At 67.1% G+C, this 18,504-nt stretch carries 20 protein-coding genes, 1 tRNA gene and 1 pseudogene; 11 read left to right on the forward strand and 11 right to left on the reverse strand.

The features are described from left to right. From ACJ4V0_RS07495 to ACJ4V0_RS07505, 3 genes and pseudogenes are all read right to left on the reverse strand, one after another. A pseudogene (locus tag ACJ4V0_RS07495) lies at positions 1-99 on the reverse strand (IS481 family transposase); the annotation flags it as partial. 57 nt (positions 100-156) lie between these two features. Next, on the reverse strand, positions 157-1,251 hold the full coding sequence (locus ACJ4V0_RS07500) for a site-2 protease family protein (protein WP_448298951.1): 1,095 nt from the start codon (positions 1,249-1,251) through the stop codon (positions 157-159). Between the two features lie 105 nt (positions 1,252-1,356). Beyond that, positions 1,357-2,286, reverse strand: a complete 930-nt coding sequence (locus tag ACJ4V0_RS07505) for a LysR family transcriptional regulator (protein ID WP_448298952.1) — start codon at positions 2,284-2,286, stop codon at positions 1,357-1,359. Between the two features lie 84 nt (positions 2,287-2,370). Here ACJ4V0_RS07505 and ACJ4V0_RS07510 point away from each other — a divergent pair, with 84 nt between their 5' ends. Further along, entirely contained in the window at positions 2,371-3,030 is a 660-nt protein-coding gene (locus tag ACJ4V0_RS07510) for a class I SAM-dependent methyltransferase (RefSeq protein ID WP_448298953.1), read from the forward strand. 16 nt (positions 3,031-3,046) lie between these two features. Here the strand turns inward: ACJ4V0_RS07510 and ACJ4V0_RS07515 are convergent, their stop codons facing one another. After that, positions 3,047-4,012: a 2-hydroxyacid dehydrogenase gene (locus ACJ4V0_RS07515; protein WP_448298954.1), complete on the reverse strand. Its 966-nt coding sequence runs from the start codon at positions 4,010-4,012 to the stop codon at positions 3,047-3,049. Between the two features lie 244 nt (positions 4,013-4,256). On the opposite strand from ACJ4V0_RS07515, the gene ACJ4V0_RS07520 reads away from it, so the two are divergent. From ACJ4V0_RS07520 to ACJ4V0_RS07540, 5 genes are all read left to right on the forward strand, one after another. After that, positions 4,257-5,321: an ABC transporter ATP-binding protein gene (locus tag ACJ4V0_RS07520; RefSeq protein ID WP_448298955.1), complete on the forward strand. Its 1,065-nt coding sequence runs from the start codon at positions 4,257-4,259 to the stop codon at positions 5,319-5,321. Positions 5,322-5,423: 102 nt separating this feature from the next. Next, a complete protein-coding gene (locus ACJ4V0_RS07525; RefSeq protein ID WP_448298956.1) occupies positions 5,424-6,740 on the forward strand; it encodes an ABC transporter substrate-binding protein in 1,317 nt (438 codons plus the stop codon). A gap of 94 nt (positions 6,741-6,834) precedes the next feature. Continuing rightward, the gene (locus tag ACJ4V0_RS07530; protein WP_448298957.1) at positions 6,835-7,800 is read left to right on the forward strand and encodes a carbohydrate ABC transporter permease; all 966 of its coding nucleotides are present in this window, start codon (positions 6,835-6,837) and stop codon (positions 7,798-7,800) included. A gap of 13 nt (positions 7,801-7,813) precedes the next feature. After that, positions 7,814-8,725, forward strand: coding sequence for a carbohydrate ABC transporter permease (locus ACJ4V0_RS07535; RefSeq protein WP_448298958.1), 912 nt, complete (start codon positions 7,814-7,816; stop codon positions 8,723-8,725). 135 nt (positions 8,726-8,860) lie between these two features. Beyond that, a complete protein-coding gene (locus tag ACJ4V0_RS07540) occupies positions 8,861-9,739 on the forward strand; it encodes an NAD(P)-dependent oxidoreductase (RefSeq protein ID WP_448298959.1) in 879 nt (292 codons plus the stop codon). A gap of 6 nt (positions 9,740-9,745) precedes the next feature. On the opposite strand, the gene ACJ4V0_RS07545 is transcribed toward ACJ4V0_RS07540, so the two are convergent. From ACJ4V0_RS07545 to ACJ4V0_RS07560, 4 genes are all read right to left on the reverse strand, one after another. Further along, positions 9,746-10,252: a MarR family winged helix-turn-helix transcriptional regulator gene (locus ACJ4V0_RS07545; RefSeq protein ID WP_448298960.1), complete on the reverse strand. Its 507-nt coding sequence runs from the start codon at positions 10,250-10,252 to the stop codon at positions 9,746-9,748. A gap of 103 nt (positions 10,253-10,355) precedes the next feature. Beyond that, a complete protein-coding gene (locus tag ACJ4V0_RS07550; protein ID WP_448298961.1) occupies positions 10,356-10,937 on the reverse strand; it encodes an NAD(P)H-dependent oxidoreductase in 582 nt (193 codons plus the stop codon). Positions 10,938-10,971: 34 nt separating this feature from the next. Further along, a complete protein-coding gene (locus tag ACJ4V0_RS07555) occupies positions 10,972-12,423 on the reverse strand; it encodes an FAD-binding oxidoreductase (protein WP_448298962.1) in 1,452 nt (483 codons plus the stop codon). Positions 12,424-12,427: 4 nt separating this feature from the next. Beyond that, positions 12,428-13,756 carry a cytosine deaminase gene (locus ACJ4V0_RS07560; protein ID WP_448298963.1) on the reverse strand — a complete coding sequence of 443 codons (1,329 nt, stop codon included), beginning with the start codon at positions 13,754-13,756 and terminating at the stop codon, positions 12,428-12,430. A 228-nt stretch (positions 13,757-13,984) separates the two neighbouring features. On the opposite strand from ACJ4V0_RS07560, the gene ACJ4V0_RS07565 reads away from it, so the two are divergent. The 3 genes from ACJ4V0_RS07565 to ACJ4V0_RS07575 all read left to right on the forward strand — a co-directional run bounded on the left by ACJ4V0_RS07565 (position 13,985) and on the right by ACJ4V0_RS07575 (position 14,944). Continuing rightward, positions 13,985-14,059 (forward strand) — tRNA-Gly (locus ACJ4V0_RS07565). Positions 14,060-14,100: 41 nt separating this feature from the next. Next, positions 14,101-14,298: a hypothetical protein gene (locus ACJ4V0_RS07570; protein WP_448298964.1), complete on the forward strand. Its 198-nt coding sequence runs from the start codon at positions 14,101-14,103 to the stop codon at positions 14,296-14,298. A gap of 109 nt (positions 14,299-14,407) precedes the next feature. Beyond that, a complete protein-coding gene (locus tag ACJ4V0_RS07575; protein ID WP_448298965.1) occupies positions 14,408-14,944 on the forward strand; it encodes a GNAT family N-acetyltransferase in 537 nt (178 codons plus the stop codon). 6 nt (positions 14,945-14,950) lie between these two features. On the opposite strand, the gene ACJ4V0_RS07580 is transcribed toward ACJ4V0_RS07575, so the two are convergent. Then, the gene (locus tag ACJ4V0_RS07580) at positions 14,951-15,421 is read right to left on the reverse strand and encodes a DUF3429 domain-containing protein (protein WP_448298966.1); all 471 of its coding nucleotides are present in this window, start codon (positions 15,419-15,421) and stop codon (positions 14,951-14,953) included. Between the two features lie 448 nt (positions 15,422-15,869). Between ACJ4V0_RS07580 and ACJ4V0_RS07585 the strand changes: the two genes are divergently transcribed. Beyond that, a complete protein-coding gene (locus ACJ4V0_RS07585) occupies positions 15,870-16,079 on the forward strand; it encodes a cold-shock protein (RefSeq protein WP_296575429.1) in 210 nt (69 codons plus the stop codon). A 139-nt stretch (positions 16,080-16,218) separates the two neighbouring features. Beyond that, entirely contained in the window at positions 16,219-16,464 is a 246-nt protein-coding gene (locus tag ACJ4V0_RS07590) for a hypothetical protein (protein WP_448298967.1), read from the forward strand. Positions 16,465-16,490: 26 nt separating this feature from the next. Here the strand turns inward: ACJ4V0_RS07590 and ACJ4V0_RS07595 are convergent, their stop codons facing one another. Together ACJ4V0_RS07595 and ACJ4V0_RS07600 are read right to left on the reverse strand one after the other, a co-directional pair. Further along, entirely contained in the window at positions 16,491-16,907 is a 417-nt protein-coding gene (locus tag ACJ4V0_RS07595) for a hypothetical protein (protein WP_448298968.1), read from the reverse strand. After that, a complete protein-coding gene (locus tag ACJ4V0_RS07600) occupies positions 16,904-18,484 on the reverse strand; it encodes a GMC family oxidoreductase (RefSeq protein WP_448298969.1) in 1,581 nt (526 codons plus the stop codon). The genes ACJ4V0_RS07595 and ACJ4V0_RS07600 overlap by 4 nt, the downstream gene beginning before the upstream one ends. Positions 18,485-18,504 lie beyond the last annotated feature (20 nt).

An 18,504-nucleotide genomic window follows, 5' to 3' on the forward strand; every position in this document is an offset into this window, starting at 1 on the left:
ATAGCGCTTCGCCAGCGCCCTCAGGCTCTCTTGACTATGCTGTATCGCTCGACGGACCGCCTCTGTCGTTGTGGCGCTCCCGTGTAGAATCTGGCCCATAGCGCTTCCCTCGATTCTGTCGATGAGAATGCACCATCAAAACCTGGGATCAAACACCTAGGCCCTCGGCCTGTCGCGGTTCGCCCTCTCCACCATCATGTATTCCGCAAGATTCTCCATCGTGACGACGCCGACGACGCGCTCCTGATCATCCACCACCCCGACCAGCGGGCGGCCGGATTTCTCCAGCGCCGCCACCGCCTGTGACAGCGGGGCGCGGTGGTTCACGGTCGCCACCTCCCGTTCCATCACCTCGAGGACCGGTGTGTCCGGACCGGAAGCGGCAAGGGCCTGGATCATGCCGTCGCGGGTGAGAACCCCTCGAAGCCGTCCGGCCCCGTCGGTGACGGGGAACTCACGCTGCGAGGTCGAGAGCAGCAGATCGACCCCATCGCGGACACGGGCCCCGGTATCGAGCGTCGAGAACGACGTGATGGTGGCGCGTGAGATGCCGGCCCGGCTCGTGGCATCGCCGAGTTCCACCGCGTAGGCCTCCTGGCTCGCCGCGAGGAAGACGAAGAGGGCGATGAAGATGAGCAGCGGATTGCCGAAGAGGCCGAGAAAACCCAGCACGAAGGCCAGCGCCTGACCGACGCTGGCTGCAATGCGCGTCGCCTGGGGCCGGCCGATCCACCAGGACAGGATGGCGCGGAACACGCGGCCGCCGTCCATTGGAAAGGCCGGCAGCATGTTGAACACGACGAGGACGATGTTCACCGCCGCCAGCCGGGTCACGAAATCCGCCGAACTGCCGGTGACGGCCGCCGTCGTCTGCGCGGGATCGAAGCGCACCCCGACGACGCCGACCAGCACCAGCACGATGACGACATTGACGGCGGGACCGGCGAGCGCGATCCACAATTCCTGCCCGGGATCCTCCGGCATCCGCTCCATGCTGGCGACGCCGCCGATCGGCAGCAGGGTCACGTCAGGAGTGGCGATGCCGAAACGGCGGGCCATCAGGACGTGGCCGAACTCATGCGCGAGGACGCAGGCGAAGACCGCGAGCACGAAGGTCGCCGCCTGCAGCGCCCCGGCCTGTCCCTCGCGCAAACCCGCTGACAGGGCGAACCAGCCGACGAGGAGCAGGAAGGTGACGTGGATTCGGACCTGCGTCCCGAAGATGCGGCCTATCGTGAATGACCAGCCCATGATCCGTGCCCCCTGCCTCTACCATGCCCGATGCCCCGGCGGGCATCTGGGACAGCATCGCACGCGCCGCATGGCATTGTCGCGGGTCGGGTGCAGTTGGCTCCCTCAGGAAGGCAATGCCCCCTGGTCGCGATCGACGGATTTCGCCGCGCCGGTGACAATGCGCCGGAGTTCCTCCGCGACGATGTCGAAGACGAGGCGGATGCGCGAACTCGTGTGAAGCTCGCGATGCGTGACGAGCCAGACGGGCACCGGAACGGCTGGCCGGTCCGGCAGGAGTCGCACGAGATCCGGCATGCGCGAGGCGACCTCTTCCAGCATCATGCCGACACCGAGCCCGCGCCTCAGCATTTCCCAGAGTACCACGGCATTGTCCGAGATGATCCGGCATTGGCCGGTTGTGATGGGCACACCCCAGTCGCCGAGATGGGTGCGGAAGCGGTCGACCGGGTCGAAGGCCAGGAAATCGGCGTCGACGAGATCGGCAGCCGACTGCGGCGCCCCGTGGCAGGCGGTCCAGCTCTCGGCCGCATAGAGATGGGCCTTCATGTCGCCGATGAGCCGCCCTATCAGTTCCGGCTCCGTTGGCCGCAGGTGGCGGATGGCGATGTCGGCCTCACGCCGCCTGAGATCGCTGAGCGCGTCGGTCGCAACCACGGTGATGGCGAGACAAGGCGCCTGGTGTCGAAGGCGGGCAACGACATTGGGCAGGATATGGACGGAGACGGCATCGGTGGCGGAAATCGAGACGCCGCCCGTCAGGTCCTGCGACTGTCCGGCCGCGGCCAGGGCGAAAGAGTCGGCAGCAGCAGACATGGCGCGCGCGTGGTCGAGCAGCCCGAGGCCGACCGTCGTCAGGACCAGCCGCTTGCCGATACGCTCGAACAGTGTGACGCCGAGCCCCGCCTCGAGGGCCGCAACCTGTCGCGACAGGGTTGGCTGGGTCAGCCCCAGCCTGCGTGCCGCTGCAGACATCGAGCCTGCATCCGCCGTGGCGCAGAAGGCGCGTGCCAGGTTCCAGTCGATTGCGCTCATACGCAATCGTATATCGCTCGTGCGATTCTCGCCAATTCTGAACGTATGCGCATGTGCTAGGCCATCCGGCCGAAGGAGCACCCCATGTCCAACACGTCCGCTGACGCACGATTCTGGGACCGGATCGCGCGCAAATATGCCGCTGATCCGATCAAGGACATGGCCGGCTACGAGCGGACCATCGCCCGCACCCGTCACTGGCTTTCCGCCTCGCACACCGTTCTGGAACTCGGCTGCGGCACGGGCACCAGCGCGCTGCTGCTCGCTCCCTCGGTGGCGCGGATCGTCGGCAGCGACCTGTCCGGCGAGATGGTCGCGATCGCGACGCAAAAGGCGGCCGCCCAGAACTGCGCCAATGCCTCGTTCGTCGTGGGCGCCGCTGAAGATGCGGTCGCACCGGACGGCTCCTGCGACGCCGTGCTGGCCTTCAACCTGCTGCACCTCGTCGCCGACCGTCGGGCGGCGCTCGAGCGCGTTCGACGTCTCCTGAAGCCGGGGGGATTGTTCATCTCCAAGACACCCTGCCTCGCCGAGATGAACCCGCTGATCCGGCTCGCCGTGCCGCTCATGCAACTGATCGGCAAGGCGCCTCATGTGTCGTTCTTCAAGGCGGCGGCGCTGGAAGATGAAATCGCGGCAGCCGGCTTTACCGTTCGGGAGCGCGACCGGCACGGGTCCGGACGCCGGGACCCGCGCATCTTCCTCGTTGGACGCAGAGACGAGGCGCCCGGCCTCGACGCCTGACGGAACCGCCCGCCGCTCAGAGCTTCGGCGGCCAGGGCGTCTCGTCGACAGGCGTCAGCGGCCCCTTGCCGTCCGCCCAGGAGACGAGATTGTCCACGACGAGCTGCGCCATGGCGTTGCGGGTGTGGACCGATGCCGATCCGACGTGCGGGAAGAGCACGACGTGGTCCATCGCGATCAGCTCCGCCGGCACCCTCGGTTCGTCCTCGAAGACGTCGAGCCCGGCGGTGCGGATGGTCTTCGCCTTCAGCGCCTGGACCAGCGCCGCCTCATCGACCACCGAGCCGCGGCCGACGTTGATGAGGATTCCCTCGGGGCCGAGGGCCTCGAGCACCTCGCGGTTGACGATCTTGTTGGTGGAGGCACCGCCAGGCGCGACGATGAGCAGGACGTTGACGTCCTTCGCCATGTCCACCAGCGAGGCGTAGTAGCGGTAAGGCACGTCCTTCTGCTCGCTGCGGCCATGATAGACGACCGGGACGTTGAAGGCGTCGAGGCGCCGGGCGATGGCTTTGCCGATGCGGCCGAGGCCAAGGATGCCGACCTTGCGGTCGCGCAGCGTGCCGGACAGCGGGTAGGGCTTCTCAAGCCACTTGCCGGCACGCAGATAGCGGTCGGTCTGCGGCAGCTCGCGCACGGTGCAGAGCAGCAGGCCGAGCGCCGTGTCGGCGACCTCCTCGTTCAGCACGTCGGGCGTATTGGTGACGACGATGCCGTTCTGGCCTGCCCAGGTCGCGTCGATATGGTCGTAGCCGACGCCGAACGAGGAGACGATCTTCAGTCCCGGAAAGCGGCCCATCAGCGCCGGGTCGCAGGCGACATGGCTGCCCGAGGCGATGGCGACGAGGCTGGGCGCGAGCTTGCGCAGCAGCGCCTCCTTGTCATCGGCCAGCCATAGCTTGTGAACGGTGAACCGCTGCGCCAACTGGTCCTGGATCATCTGCATCATGGGCCCGGTCATGAGCAGGTCGGGCTTGGTCATGGGTCGTCTCCCTGGAGGTCTCGGCTCGGATGGATCGGCGGGAGACTGACGCATTTCCACGCAGTTTCAACCGATTGAAATTTAGTTGTGCCAAGCCGTGATCACACTTGATTTCCGATTTTCGCGTGCCACACTGGCCGCCGAAAAACAGCCAGACGCCGCATCCGCCCACGGGACCGGATCGCAGAGCCCAGGTCAAGGGCCGGTGCAAGGCAGGGTCGTGGGACCCATGGGAGGAATGTGAATGGCATCCGTCGACATCCGCGACGTGCGCAAGTCTTTCGGCTCGACCGCGATCATCCATGGCGTCTCGGTGCCGATAGAGGACGGCGAGTTCGTCGTGCTGGTCGGTCCCTCGGGCTGCGGCAAGTCGACGCTGCTGCGCATGATCGCGGGGCTCGAGAACATCACCGGCGGCGAGATCGCCATCGGCGATCGCGTGGTGAACAACGTGCCCCCCAAGGAGCGCGACATCGCCATGGTGTTCCAGAACTATGCGCTCTATCCGCACATGACGGTGGCCGACAACATGGGCTTCTCGCTGAAGCTCAGGAATGCGCCGCAGGCCGAAATCGATACCAAGGTGAAGCGCGCCGCCGAGATCCTGAACCTCGGCGCGCTTCTCGAACGCTTTCCGCGCCAGCTTTCGGGAGGCCAGCGCCAGCGCGTCGCCATGGGCCGCGCCATCGTCCGCGATCCGCAGGTCTTCCTGTTCGACGAGCCCCTGTCGAACCTCGACGCCAAGCTGCGCGTCGCCATGCGCACCGAGATCAAGGAACTGCACCAGCGGCTGAAGACGACCACCGTCTATGTCACCCACGACCAGATCGAGGCCATGACCATGGCCGACAAGATCGTCGTCATGCATGACGGCATCGTCGAGCAGATGGGTGCGCCGCTCGACCTCTACGACAACCCGGTCAACATGTTCGTTGCCGGCTTCATCGGCTCGCCCGCGATGAACTTCCTGCGCGGCAAGGTCGATGGGCAGAGCTTCGTGCTGGAGGGCGGCGCACGCCTGCCGCTCGGCAACGCCCCGGCCGCCTCTGCCGACAAGCCGGCCATCTACGGCATCCGTCCCGAGCATTTCCTCATCGACAACGAGGCCGGAGCGGAAGCGGAGGTCGTCGTGGTCGAACCGACCGGATCCGAGATCCAGGTGGTGGCTCGGCTCGACGGCCAGGAGGTGATCGTCGTCTTCCGCGAGCGCCACGACTTCAAGCCCGGCGACCGCATCCGTCTCGGCACGGACCGCCGCGTGACCCATCTCTTCGACGCCCAGTCGGGCCGGAATCTCTCGTCACATTGAGCGACGGCAGAACGCTGCAGACGCGGGGCAAACCCGCGGAAAAAAACCGGCAAGGCCCGCGTCCAAGACGGGTTCCGGAAATCCTCGGGAGGATCAACGACCATGACCAAGATCACACGCCGTTCGCTCGTCGGGGGCGCTGCCGCCGTCGGCGCGCTCACCGGATCAGGCACCACCGAATGGGCCAAGGCCTGGGCCCAGGCATCGCCGTTCCGGCCGGAGCCGAACGCCGCGCTCAACGTGCTGCGCTGGCGCCGCTTCGTCGAGGCCGAGGACGCCCAGTTCAACAAGATGGTCGCGGCCTTCACCCAGGCCACCGGCGTGCGCGTCACGCTGTCGAGCGAGAGCTTCGACGACCTGCAGCCGAAGGCCTCCGTGGCCGCCAATACCGGCGCCGGACCCGACATCTTCTGGGGCCTCTACTCGCTGCCCCACCTGTTCCCGCAGAAGTGCATCGAGGTGACGGATGTCGCCGACTACCTCGGCAAGAAGTACGGCGGCTGGGTGCCGCTCGCCGAAGCCTACGGCAAGCTCGGCAACAAGTGGATCTCGATCCCCGTCGCGGTCAATGGCGGCTACATCAACTACCGCACCTCGTCGATCAAGGCCGCCGGCTTCTCGGAGATTCCGAAGGATACCGCAGGCTTCCTCGAGCTGTGCAAGGCGCTGAAGGCGAAGGGGACCCCGGCCGGCTTCCCGCTCGGGCGCGCCACCGGTGACGGCAACGCCTATGCCCATTGGCTGCTGTGGTCGCACGGAGCCTATCAGGTCGACGAGAACGAGAAGATCACCATCAACTCGCCGGAGACCGTGGCCGCTCTGCGCTATGCCAAGCAGCTCTACGACACCTTCATGCCCGGCACCGCCGCCTGGAACGACGCGAGCAACAACCGCGGCTTCCTGTCCGGCGAACTGCATCTGACCGCCAACGGCATCTCGATCTACGGCGCGGCGAAGATTTCGGCCGACGCCAAGCAGCGCGAGATCGCCGCGGACATGGACCATGCCTACTGGCCGGTCGGCCCGTCGGGCAAGCCGGCGGAGATCCAGCTCGCCGTTCCGATGCTGGCGATGAACTACACGCGCTTCCCGAACGCCTGCAAAGCCTTCATGGCGTTCATCCTCGAAGCCGAGCAGTTCAACCCCTGGCTGGAGGCGGCGGGCGGCTACCTGACGCACATGCTGAACGCCTACGACGCCAATCCGGTCTGGACCTCCGACCCCAAGCACACCGTGTTCCGCGACGCCGCCAAGCGCAGCTTCGTGGCCGGCGCCCGGGGTCCGCTGAACGAGAAGGCGGCGACCGCCATGGCCGACTTCATCGTCGTCGATCTGTTCGCCAATTTCTGCACCGGCAAGGAATCGGAGCAGGGCGCGATCAACCTCGCGGAACGCCAGTTGCGCCGCATCTACCGCTGAGACAGGGGCGCGGCCCTCGCCGCGCCCTGCCCTGCCATCCCGGGGAAGGCGGTCCTGCCAGGACCGCCTTCCCCGCCACCTGCCGGAGCCAACCATGGCCGATGCTGCCGTCGCCGAACCGATCCAGAAGGCGCCGATGCGCGAGTTCTCCGCCTGGGACCAGTTGAAGCGCGACCGCAACTGGCTCGGCTTCTGGTTCATGGTGCCGGCCATCGCCTTCCTCGTGCTGTTCCTGCTCTATCCGCTCGGCAAGGGAATCTGGATCAGCTTCACCGATGCCAAGATCGGGCGTGCCGGACGGTTCATCGGCCTCGAGAACTACGAGTGGCTGGCCGGCGACACGGACTTCATCCGCGCCCTGATCTTCACCCTGGCCTTCACCATCATCGCCTCGGCCATCAAGTTCGCCATCGGCCTCTACCTGGCGCTGCTGCTCAACAACAACCTGCCGTTCAAAGCGCTGGTCCGCTCGATCGTGCTGATCCCCTTCATCGTGCCGACCGTGCTGTCCGCCGTCGCCTTCTGGTGGATCTTCGACACCCAGTTCTCGGTCATCACCTGGGGACTGGTGAAGGTCGGCCTTCTGCCGAAGGGCGGCGTCATCAACTGGCTGGGCGATCCCCTCCTGGCGCAGTGCGCCGTGATCTTCGCCAATATCTGGCGCGGCATTCCCTTCGTGGCGATCACCCTGCTCGCCGGCCTGCAGACGGTCTCGCCCTCGCTCTACGAGGCGGCGACGCTGGACGGAGCCTCGAAGTGGCAGATCTTCCGGCACATCACCTATCCGCTGCTCACTCCCATCATCGCGGTGGTGATGACCTTCTCGGTGCTGTTCACCTTCACCGACTTCCAGCTGATCTGGGCCATGACCCGCGGCGGCCCGGTGAATGCCACGCAGCTGATGGCGACGCTGTCCTACCAGCGCGGCATTCTCGGCGGCAGCCTCGGCGAGGGCGCGGCCATCGCCACCGCCATGATCCCATTCCTGCTCGCGACGATCATGCTGTCCTGGTTCGGGCTGCAGCGTCGCAAATGGCAGGCCGGCGAGAACACGGACTGAGCGGGAACCCGACATGACAGCCTCGACCGCCGAAACGCGAACCGCCCCGACCGCCGCCCGAGACGACGCCTCGGAGGGCATGAGCTATCTGGAGAACCTGCCGCGCAAGCTGGTGACGGTCTATCTGCCGCTCGCCATCATCATGATCGTGCTGCTGTTCCCCTTCTACTGGATGGTCATCACCTCCATCAAACCGGACGCGCAGTTGCTCGACCTGCACAGCAGCAACCCGCTCTGGGTGACGGAACCGACGCTGCGCCACGTCCACAAGCTGCTGTTCGATTCCAACTATCCGACCTGGCTGTGGAACACGATGCTGGTGGCCGTCTGCGCCACCTTCCTGTCGATCTTCGCCTCCGTGCTGGCGGCCTATGCGATCGTCCGCCTGCGCTACAAGGGCGCGCAGACCGTGGGCGGGCTGATCTTCCTCGCCTATCTCGTGCCGCCCTCGATCCTGTTCATTCCGCTGTCGACCATCATCCACGCCTACGGCCTGTTCGACACACCCTTCGCGCTGATCCTGACCTATCCGACCATCCTGATCCCGTTCTGCACCTGGCTGCTGATGGGCTACTTCAAGACCATCCCCTACGAGCTGGAAGAATGCGCGCTGGTGGACGGCGCCAGCCGCTGGCAGATCCTGACCAAGATCGTCCTGCCGCTGGCGGTGCCGGGACTGATCTCGGCCTTCATCTTCGCATTCACGCTGTGCTGGAACGAGTTCGTCTACGCGCTGACCTTCATCTCGTCGAACCACAACAAGACGGTTCCGGTCGCGATCATCTCGGAGTTCGTCGACGGCGACGTGTTCCGCTGGGGCTCGCTGATGGCGGGTGCGCTGGTCGGCTCGCTGCCGCTGGTCATCCTCTACGCCTTCTTTGTCGAGCACTATGTCTCGGCCATGACCGGCGCCGTGAAGGAATAGGCGGGCCGACCCGGCGGCTCACCCCTGCCATGCAGCGCGTCAAGGCTCGCGCACGAAAAAGTCGTGGATGCCCGGCCCCGCGCCGGGCATGACGCTCAGGCGATAAGATCCACCGGTGTTTCGGGACCCTTGCCCATGACAACCATCTGCTTTGCCGGCCTCGGGGCCATGGGCCGGCCCATGGCCGCCAATCTCGTGAAGGCCGGCCACGCCGTCCGCGGCACCGACCTCAACCCGGCCGCCCTCGACTGGCTGAAGGCCAACGGCGGCGAAGCCTTCCCCGATGCGAAGGAGGCCGCGACCGGCGCGGAGATGCTCGTGCTGATGGTCGTGAACGCCGACCAGGCCGAGGCCGTGCTGTTCGAGGCCGGCGCGCTCGATGCGCTCGCTCCCGACGCCATCGTCGTGCTCTGCGCCACCTGCGCCCCGGCGCGCGCCGCCGCCATCGGCGCCAGGGTGGAGGCGACCCGGCGCCGCTTCGTCGACGCGCCGGTGTCCGGCGGTGTGGTGGGCGCCGAAGCCGGCTCACTGACAATCATGGCCTCCGGCCCGGCCGCCGTTCTCGACGCGGCAGAGCCGGTCCTGAAGGTGATGGGCTCGCGCCTGTTCCGCGTCGGCGAAAAGGCCGGCGACGGCGCCATGGTCAAGACCATCAACCAGCTTCTGTGCGGCGTGCACATCGCCGCCGCCGCCGAGGCGCTGGCGCTCGGCGAACGCGCCGGCCTCGACCCGAAGGTGCTGCTGGAGATCTACGGCTCCAGCGCGGCGGGAAGCTGGATGCTCAACAATCGCGGTCCGCGCATGCTGATGGACGATCCGCCCGTCACCTCGGCCGTCGACATCTTCGTCAAGGACCTCGGCATCGTGCTGGATGCCGGCCACCAGACGAAGGCACCGCTGTTCCTCGCCGCCGCCGCGCACCAGCTCTTCCTTGCCGCCTCCGGCATGGGGCTCGGCAAGGCTGACGATGCGCTGGTGATCGAGGCCTATCGGGCCCTGGGCCCGAAGGACTGACGCCCGTCAGGCTTCTTCCACATCGTCCTCGTCGTCGGGATGTTCCTCGGCATGCGGACGCAGCGTCTTCTCCATGCGGCGCAGCAGCTTCCTCAGGCGCTTGACGTCCTTGCCGTCCATGTCGGCGAGCATCTCGTCTTCCGCCGCGAACCAGAGGTCGTCGATCGCCGAGGACTTCGCGATGCCCGCCTCCGTCAGCCCCACCTGGACGAGACGGCCGTCGGACGAGCCGCCGTTGCGCCGCTCTATCAGCCCCTGGGCGGCGAGCCGCCCCACCGTCTTCGAGGCCGTCGGCGGGCGCACCCTGAGGGCGGTCGCCAGTTCGCCCATGGTCATGTCGCCGCCTTCGGCGAGGATCTTGAGCACCTGCTCCTGACCGGGATAGAGGCCGAGTATCGTCAGCTTGCGCGCCACGAGGGCGCGATGCAGCCGCGCCGCGTGCTGGATATGGGCGCCGATGGTCTTGCGGTAGGGCTCGCGCGAGCCCTTTTCGGTATCCCTCTGCCGAGTCATGCTGTCCCCCCTCGCGGGACTCACGGTCCCGGCGACCGCGACTGCGCAGCCGGCGCATCATTCGCCGACAATGGTGACAGGACCATGACCGCGCCGAGCCGGCTCACCATCGACTGTAGGTGGTCGCCACGCGGGCAAGAAAAGCCTCGCGTGTCGCCGGCGTCGAGCGGTTCATGTCGTAGTGGGCGAGATAGGACACCGATGCGGAAAAGCCGGTCACCGCGCGGAGGGTCCGGGTGCAGAACTTGCGCGGCGGATTGCCCACAAGCATCGCCTTCAGCCAGGTGGCGCCGTAGCTGGTCACGACGCCGATCCGGCCGATATGCGACAGCATGCCCTGCGTGCGGCCATCGACCAATCCGAAGGACACGCCCGGCAGGAAGACGCGGTCGAGATAGCCCTTCAGCAGCGCCGGAAAGCCGAAGTTCCACACCGGAAAGACCAGGACCAGCGACTGCGCGGCACGGAGCCTATCGACATGGCTCTGGACCGGCCGGGTGTTGCTGGAAAGGTCGTGGTAGCCGACGCGTTCCGCGCGCGTCAGGACCGGCTGGAAATCCTCGGCATAGAGATCGCAGTCGTCGACCTCGTGGCCCGCCGCGATGAGGTTGTCCACCACCGTGCGGTGCAGGGCCGCGCCGAAGCTCTCGGGATTGGGGTGGCAGTAGAGGACGAGGACGCGCATCAGCGACGGCTCCGGCTCAAGACGTCTCCCGCCTTCACACCTTGTTCCCTTCCGCCGCCAGCCCCTTGAACAGGAAGGTGCCGCCCGCCTTGTAATCGTAGCTCGGATCCTCCCAGGCGATCATCTTGCCGGGATTGAGCAGGCCTTGCGGATCGGCTTCCTTCTTGAAGGCGAGTTGCACCGCGTCGGTCTGCTTCATGCCGCCTTCCTCCAGCGTGTAGCGGTGCGGGTTGAAGATCGGCGCCCCCATGTCCTCGTGGATCTTCATGATTTCCTCGAGCCGCTCCTCGGTGGTGAAGCGCACCATGGGCAGGCCGAAGCAGGTCACCTTGCCGTCGAAGCGGACGAACTCGAGATGGCTGATCATCTCGTCGCCGAAACGCGCCTCCAGGGCGGCGGACAGGGCGATCTGGTTCGGGAAAGGATAGAGCACCTGCAGATAGGTGATCGCCGGATCGACCCTCAGCGCCCGGAGCGTGGTGTGGTTCCAGGTCAGCTCGAAGCCGGGCGGCAGCTTGCGCCGCTCCTCGTCCGAGAGCTTGTCGGAGCGCAGCAGCAGTTCGGCCTGCGCCTTGGCGGCGAGGTTCAGCGCCGCATCCACGGCAAAGTCGGCGATCACCGCCACGACCACGTGCTTGCCGGGGGGCATGTAGTCCTGGTGGCGAAGGAAGTAGGTCTGCGGCGCCGGCGCGGCGATCACCGAGATGTTCTTCTTGGCGATGCCGTCCTGCTCTCCCAGCATGTTGGCGAAGGCGGCCGCCCGCTCGAAGGTATCGAAGCCGAGGAAGACGTCGACCCACGGATAGGCCGGTCCGAGCGGCATCTCCACCTCGGTGATGACGCCGTTGGTACCATAGGCATGGGCAACCTTGGCGAGGTCGTCGCCGCAAAGCTGCAGCACGCGCGGGCTCGCCTCCATGGTGACGACCTTGAGGCTGATGACGTTGCCGGCATCGCGCAGTCCGCCCCATGTGATCGATCCGACGCCACCCGAGCCGCCGGCGATGAAGCCGCCGACCGAGGCCGTCGCATAGGTCGAGGGATGCATGCGCACCTCCTGCGCCTGCGGCCGGGCGACCTTGTCGATGTCAGCGATGATGGCGCCGGCCTCCGCCACGAAGCGGCCCGGCTGGACGGTGAGCACCGTGTTCATGCCCGAGAGGTCGAGGACGATGCCGCCGGACAGCGGCATGGCCTGGCCGTAGTTGCCGGTGCCCGTGCCGCGCGGCGTCACCGGGATGCCGACCTCATGGGCGGCCGCCAGCACGCGCACCACCTCCTGCTCGCTCACCGGTGAGACGATGATGTCGCCGACGACATGGTCGAGCTGACGCTTCAGCGTCGGCGAGTACCAGTAGAAGTCGCGACTCTTCTGGCGGACGAGATTGGCGTTGTCCTCGGTCTTGATGCCGGCGAGCTTCGCCTTCAGCCCGTCGATGTCGTAGCGCGGGCGGCTGTCGCCGGCGGTCGTCTCGCCTGTCGTCATGGGATCAGCTCCACAGCCTGTCGAGGTCGCGATAGTCGGGCAGGGTCGTGTCGATGGCGCGGCCCGCCCGGATCACCGTGCGATCCGATTGCGGCCGGGCCAGCAGCTCGGTCCAGCTCCGTCCGCGGAACACGACGAGGTCGGCGGCAAGGCCCGCGCCGATGACGCCCCGCCCGGCAAAGCCGCAGACCTTGGCTGGCGTCGCCGTCGCGGCGCGCGGCCAGTCCCCCACCGGATGGTCGAAATGCAGGATGCGCGTCGCCTCGCGATAGGTTTCCAGCATGTCGAGGTCGCCATAGGCATAGAACGGGTCGCGGGTGTTGTCGCTCGCTACCATGACGGCGACGCCACGCGCCTTCATCTCGTGCAGAAGGGTGACGCCGCGGCGGCGCGGCGTGCGGCCGGCCAGTCGATCCTGCAGGTACATGTTGCACATGGGCAGAGAGACGACGGCGAGGCCCGCCTCCGCGATGCGGTCGAGGGTCACCGACACCACGTCGTCCGCCTGCATCGACAGCGAGCAGCAGTGTCCGACCACGATGGTGCCATTGCCGTTCGCGCGCCAGCCGTGGCGGATCGCGGCCTCGGCGATGAGCCTGAGTGAATCCGCCGTCGGGTCCAGCGTCTCGTCGACATGGAAGTCGAGCGGCAGGCCGGCATCGAGCGCCGTGCGGAAGATGGAGTCGAGCCCCCCCGGCAGGTTCGGCGACATGTAAGTGACGCAGCCGAGACCGCCGCCGGTCGCCCTCGCGACCGAGGCCATGCGGTCGAGATAGCCGGGCTCGACAGCAATATCGATACCGCAGAGCGAGGAGGCCTGCAGGTCGATGCGGCCGCGCCATTCCTCGCGGATCTCGACGAAGAGCGGCCAGGAAATACCGATCTGGGCGGGGATGGAATCGAGATGGGTGCGGATGGCCGCCGTGCCATAGGCGTGTGCAGCTTTCAGCGCGAAGGTCATCCGGGCGCGCACGTCGTCGGCCGACCAGTTGCACTCGCGGTCGGCGCCGACCGCGGCCAGCGCCCCGAGGAAGGTGCCGTCCGGGTTCGAGGCGCGCGCCCAGATGTGCCCCTTGTCGAGATGGGTATGGGCGTCGACGAAACAGGGAAAGACCATGGCCCCGTCGAGCGGCACAATTGCGCGCTCCGGCGAGCGGACGGCGCCGGGCGCGGTCACCGTCTGGATGACGCCGCCGCTGACGACGATGTCGGCGCGCAGGAGACCGTCGCCCACTGGCCCGGGCGCCTCGCCATCGACGAGACTGGCCGGCAAAGTGGCATCGGCAAGGACATAGTCTGCCGCGTCCGGAAGGGCGAGAAAGCCGAACCCCATGCACCTCTCCACCGCCGCGTCGATCGCGGCTTCGCCCGGCTGCCGCAACGCCGCCGGTCATGCGCTCGTCCAAGGGGATAGCCGGGCGCTCCCGCACCGTCAAAGCCGCTGCGGCCGATGCCGTCCCGCACGCCCGGAAAAAAGTGCGGGCGGGCCATTGCAATCGTCGGCGTCCTTTGGCATAGAACCGCCCTCCCCCGGCGCCCTGGCGCTGGAGGGTACCCGGATGCGGGAGTAGCTCAGGGGTAGAGCACAACCTTGCCAAGGTTGGGGTCGAGGGTTCGAATCCCTTCTCCCGCTCCAATTTTCTCAAGTCGTCGTCGTGCGTGACGAGGGAGCCTGCCGTGACATTTGGTTCGGTGAAGTCGCTCATGCGCGCTCTCGATGCCGACTTCCTGAAAGTGGACGGCGCCTCCGAGACGGCGCGCTTCTTCGTGCCCTCGCAGGACCGCCGCATCGAGGTTGCGACCCGCGGCGTCACCGTGACGCGCCGCACGCCCAAGCCCCGCAGCCGCATCCGCCGCTTCGTGCGCGTGAGCTGAGCGGGCGGACTGTTCCACCAATTATCGATGGCTGAAAACGGCGGAAGGGGCTTGTGCTGGCCCCCGTTAGCAGACAATAGAGCCTGTCGCTCAGTTCAGCAGGCTCACCGTGTCCGCCCTGACGCTCCGCCCGGCCACCCCCGCCGATATTCCCGCCATCACCGCCATCTATGGCCCGAACGTCCGGGACGGCATCGCTTCGTTTGAATACGAGGTGCCGGACGAAACGGAGATGGCCACGCGCCAGGCGGCGATCCTCTCCGCCGGCTATCCCTATCTCGTCGCGGAGATCGACGGCGCCGTCGCCGGCTATGCCTATGCCAGCGCCTACCGCTCGCGCCCCGGCTATCGCTTCGCCTGCGAGAACTCGGTCTATGTGGCGCCTTCGGTGCAGGGCAAGGGCGTCGGCAAGGCGCTGCTGGCACGTCTCATCGATGACTGCACGGCGCTCGGCTACCGGCAGATGATCGCCGTCATCGGCAATCTCGGGAACCACGGCTCCATCGCCCTGCACCGCGCCGCCGGATTCACCGTGGCCGGCGTGCTCCCCTCCATCGGCTGGAAGCTGAACCGCTGGGTCGACTGCGTGCTCATGCAGCGGCCCCTCGGCGCAGGCGACCAGACGCCGCCGACGGACCGCGCCTGACCCCCCTCAGGACAGGGCGGCCATGGCGAGCATCGCCGAGACCGCGGCGGTGAGGGCGAGGCGCAGGCGCCCATACCATTCGGGCGCCACGGTCCGGCAGGCGAGGCCGTAGTCGTAGAGCCCGAGAAGGATGAAGGCGCCGGTTATCAGCCAGAGGCCGGGTCCGAGCGGCAGAAGCGCCGCCACCCAGCCAAGGATGGCGGGGATGACCGAAATGAGGAAGTCGCGCACGGCGACCTTGCCGTTCGCATAGCCCATGGCGATGCCCCAGCGCACGCCCCCGAGGAACGACAGGATGGCGACGGCATAGATCATCAGCGCCTGGCGGATGTCATCGGCGCCGCCGATCAAGGGAAGCGACTGGCCGAGCACCAGCGCGCCCGCCAGCGCCAGGAAGGGCGCGAGCCCGCCGAGGCCCAGCCACAGCGGTACCGCCGGCATGGCCTGAACATCGTCACCCGTCTCGTCTGCCCGCATCGACACATCCCCCACGGCACTGGATGCCATCGACGTCGTTTACGTACCGGACGGTCGAACGGGTCACAGGCCGGGACAGGGCGGCGGCGGTCAACGCAACATTCCCCGCCGCGCTGGCGGTTTGGGATCCCGGGACAGTCCGGGCCGGTCATCCCCGGACACCGGAATTGCCCTCGCGCATGCTCGTCACGTCGATAAAATGTTCCCGCTATTGTCGAACGATATCATTGCGTTGAACGCAAACCCGCCGCCAGCCAGGAAAGTGATATGACGATTTTCCTTGCTTGTTTTTCCTTTCCGGTGCATAAGACTGCATCGATGTTTGCTCGGCTGAACTTTGTTTTATTGCCGCTTCGGCGCGCTTCTGACGAACTTCCCCTTCGAAAATCGTTCTACCCCGACGCGCATTCGCGCGGAGGTCTACTTTTGCCAAAAGGGAGGGTTCTTCATGACCACCGGCACAGTGAAATGGTTCAACGCCACCAAGGGTTTCGGCTTCATTCAGCCGGATGACGGCGGCGCCGACGTTTTCGTCCACATCTCTGCCGTCGAGCGCGCCGGAATGCGCGACATCGTCGAGGGCCAGAAGCTCGGTTACGAAGTCATGCGCGACAACAAGTCGGGCAAGATGGCGGCCGAACAGCTTCAGGCTGCTTGATTGCACTTCGCCTCTGTCCGGTTACCACGGATGTACTGGGATCGACGACGAGGCGATCTGATAGGAAAGGCCGGGCTCACGCCTGGCCTTTTTTCTACGTGAAGCGGCAAGCCGCCAACACCACTTCGGAGGTCTCTCCATGAGCCAGCTATCACCCTCCCACCAGAAGGCCAACGCCGCCTTCCTCAAGGTCCAGAAGCAGTCGATGACGCGTGACCGTATCATGTCGGACATCGCGGATTCGAACACGGCGCGGACCGACAACATGAACAAGCTGCGCCAGCTCCGGCTGGCCCGGGAACAGCAGGACGCGATTGCCCGCGCAGCAGCGGCGGCGGCACCGCCGAAGCCCCGCGCCCGCCGCGTCGTCGCACGCGCCTCCTGACGGCCTAGAGGCCACACGTCCGCCTGTCAGGCCCTGCGCCACACAGGCGGACGCGACCGCACGCGCACCAGCATGTCGGCCGTCTCCGTCTCGTCGGCGGGCGTGCCGACGGCAAAGCCCGCGGGCTGCGGCGCTCGCGCTGGCCAGCCATAGGCCTCCAGCACCGCGGCGCTCGAGTGATAGAGCGCCGACACTGCCAGAACCAAAGCCAGGAACGCCTGCGGCTCCCTCGCCGCAATGATGCGTAGAAGTTCTGCGCGCGCCTGCGCACCGGCGGCCACGAAGGCGGCCTCGCCACCAGCCTCGCCGGCAATTGCGTTCATCAACGGTCGATGGCGATCCTCAATCCCGACCAGCGAGAGACCGGCCCCCGCGGCCGAGGGGATGGGTCCCTCCCCGGGGAACAGCGTATCGGCCAGCGCCTGTGCAAAGGGCGTGCTCATGCGGCCTCCCGCGCGAAATCATCGGCCACCTTGGTGGCGACCGCACCGATCGTCGAACCGGGATTGACCGCCGCCGAGGTGGTGAACAGGCTGCCGTCCGCGACGATGAGCCCCTGCACGCCATGAACGCGGCCCCGCCCATCGGTGACCGACGTCGCGGGATCAGTCCCCATGCGCGCCGTCCCCAGCAGATGCCAGCCGGTGAAGGGGGCGAGCGGCACGCGCACCGTCTCGATGGCGCCGGCCGCGCGCAGCATCTCCTCGGCACGATCGAGACCGAAATCGAGGGCGCGGCGCGTGTGCTCCGAGATGCGATAGACGACCTTCACCCCCGGCAGTCCATCCGGCCCCGTCTCGCCGGTCAGGGCGACATGGTTCTCCGCTTCGGGGAAGTCCTCGTTGACCACCAGGATGGCCATGGACCGGCGGAACTCACGCATCAGCGCGCGATGGGCGTCGACGCCCCAGGGCTCGGCGAGACGCGCCGCCTGCACCGCCAGCGGGTTCTCCCGCGTCACCTGCAGGTGGACGCCGCGGACGAAGCCGCGCGCCCGGTCGGTCTCATAGAACTCGTGGCTGTAGATGGCGCAGCCTGTCGGCCCCACCGGCCCGTCGAGCTCCTCGGCGAAGAAGCCGCGCACATAGCCGGCGCCGTGGAACATCAGGTTCTTGCCGAGCGCCGGGGAGGCGATGCCCGAGGCCAGCAGCAGCCGCGTCGTACCGACCCCGTTGCCAGCCACCACCACCGTCTGTGCCGGCTGGAAGACGTCACCATCGACCGTGCGATAGGTCACGCCCCTCACCCGGCCGGCCTCGATCTCGACCTGCAGCACGACGGCGCCGGTGCGCATTTCCACGCCGCGCGCCAGCACATAGGGCCAGTGGGTCATGTCGGTGGAGGCCTTCGCCCCGGTCACGCAGCCCTGCTGGCAGGGGCCGCAATGGTTGCACGCCGGGCGGCCCAGGTGGTCGCGGCTGTTGATGGCGGAATCGACCGGCCACCAGTGCCAACCGAGCCTGTCGAAGCCGCGCGCCGCCGTCATCCCGAGCTTTCCCAGCCCGATGGGCGGCATGGGTCGCTCGGGCTTCGGCGGATAGGCCGGGTCTCCGGCGAGGCCGGCAATGCCGAAACGGGCATCGTTCAGATCGTAGAAGGGTTCGAGATCGGCATAGGAGAAGGGCCAGTCGTCGCCGACGCCGTCGAGGCTCCGGGTTCGGAAATCGGACGGGTGGAAGCGCGGAAAATGCGCCGCCCAGTTGATCGTCGAGCCGCCGACGCCACTCCACATCAGCGGCTTGAAATCCGATCCGCTGTCGTCGATCGCGTAGTCGGCCGAGGGCGCATGGCCTCCCGCGGCCAGCCGGACATTCGGCGAGGTCGCATATCCACCCAGCACGTCGCGCTGGAAGTCGGCCTTCAGCGCCGGAAGCGTGGAGCGGTCCACCCAGCCGCCGCGCTCGAGGACGACGATCCTGAGGCCGGGTGCCGCGTCGACGAGATGACGGACGAAGGCCGAGGCCCCCAGTCCCGAACCGACAACAACGACGTCGACGGGGTCCAGACGAGTTGCGGGCACGACGCCTCCTGCGCGATGGG

It is taken from the genome of Phreatobacter aquiterrae (genome assembly GCF_053471285.1).

Excerpts from the sequence above, each read along its gene's own strand:
- ACJ4V0_RS07540 (WP_448298959.1), top strand. The coding sequence starts at position 8,861 with ATGACAACCATCTGCTTTGCCGGCCTCGGGGCCATGGGCCGGCCCATG.
- ACJ4V0_RS07505 (WP_448298952.1), bottom strand. The coding sequence starts at position 2,286 with ATGAGCGCAATCGACTGGAACCTGGCACGCGCCTTCTGCGCCACGGCG.
- ACJ4V0_RS07555 (WP_448298962.1), bottom strand. The coding sequence starts at position 12,423 with ATGACGACAGGCGAGACGACCGCCGGCGACAGCCGCCCGCGCTACGAC.
- ACJ4V0_RS07595 (WP_448298968.1), bottom strand. The coding sequence starts at position 16,907 with ATGAGCACGCCCTTTGCACAGGCGCTGGCCGATACGCTGTTCCCCGGG.
- ACJ4V0_RS07510 (WP_448298953.1), top strand. The coding sequence starts at position 2,371 with ATGTCCAACACGTCCGCTGACGCACGATTCTGGGACCGGATCGCGCGC.
- ACJ4V0_RS07560 (WP_448298963.1), bottom strand. The coding sequence starts at position 13,756 with ATGGGGTTCGGCTTTCTCGCCCTTCCGGACGCGGCAGACTATGTCCTT.
- ACJ4V0_RS07525 (WP_448298956.1), top strand. The coding sequence starts at position 5,424 with ATGACCAAGATCACACGCCGTTCGCTCGTCGGGGGCGCTGCCGCCGTC.
- ACJ4V0_RS07500 (WP_448298951.1), bottom strand. The coding sequence starts at position 1,251 with ATGGGCTGGTCATTCACGATAGGCCGCATCTTCGGGACGCAGGTCCGA.
- ACJ4V0_RS07520 (WP_448298955.1), top strand. The coding sequence starts at position 4,257 with ATGGCATCCGTCGACATCCGCGACGTGCGCAAGTCTTTCGGCTCGACC.
- ACJ4V0_RS07585 (WP_296575429.1), top strand. The coding sequence starts at position 15,870 with ATGACCACCGGCACAGTGAAATGGTTCAACGCCACCAAGGGTTTCGGC.
- ACJ4V0_RS07590 (WP_448298967.1), top strand. The coding sequence starts at position 16,219 with ATGAGCCAGCTATCACCCTCCCACCAGAAGGCCAACGCCGCCTTCCTC.
- ACJ4V0_RS07550 (WP_448298961.1), bottom strand. The coding sequence starts at position 10,937 with ATGCGCGTCCTCGTCCTCTACTGCCACCCCAATCCCGAGAGCTTCGGC.
- ACJ4V0_RS07545 (WP_448298960.1), bottom strand. The coding sequence starts at position 10,252 with ATGACTCGGCAGAGGGATACCGAAAAGGGCTCGCGCGAGCCCTACCGC.
- ACJ4V0_RS07530 (WP_448298957.1), top strand. The coding sequence starts at position 6,835 with ATGGCCGATGCTGCCGTCGCCGAACCGATCCAGAAGGCGCCGATGCGC.
- ACJ4V0_RS07515 (WP_448298954.1), bottom strand. The coding sequence starts at position 4,012 with ATGACCAAGCCCGACCTGCTCATGACCGGGCCCATGATGCAGATGATC.
- ACJ4V0_RS07535 (WP_448298958.1), top strand. The coding sequence starts at position 7,814 with ATGACAGCCTCGACCGCCGAAACGCGAACCGCCCCGACCGCCGCCCGA.
- ACJ4V0_RS07580 (WP_448298966.1), bottom strand. The coding sequence starts at position 15,421 with ATGCGGGCAGACGAGACGGGTGACGATGTTCAGGCCATGCCGGCGGTA.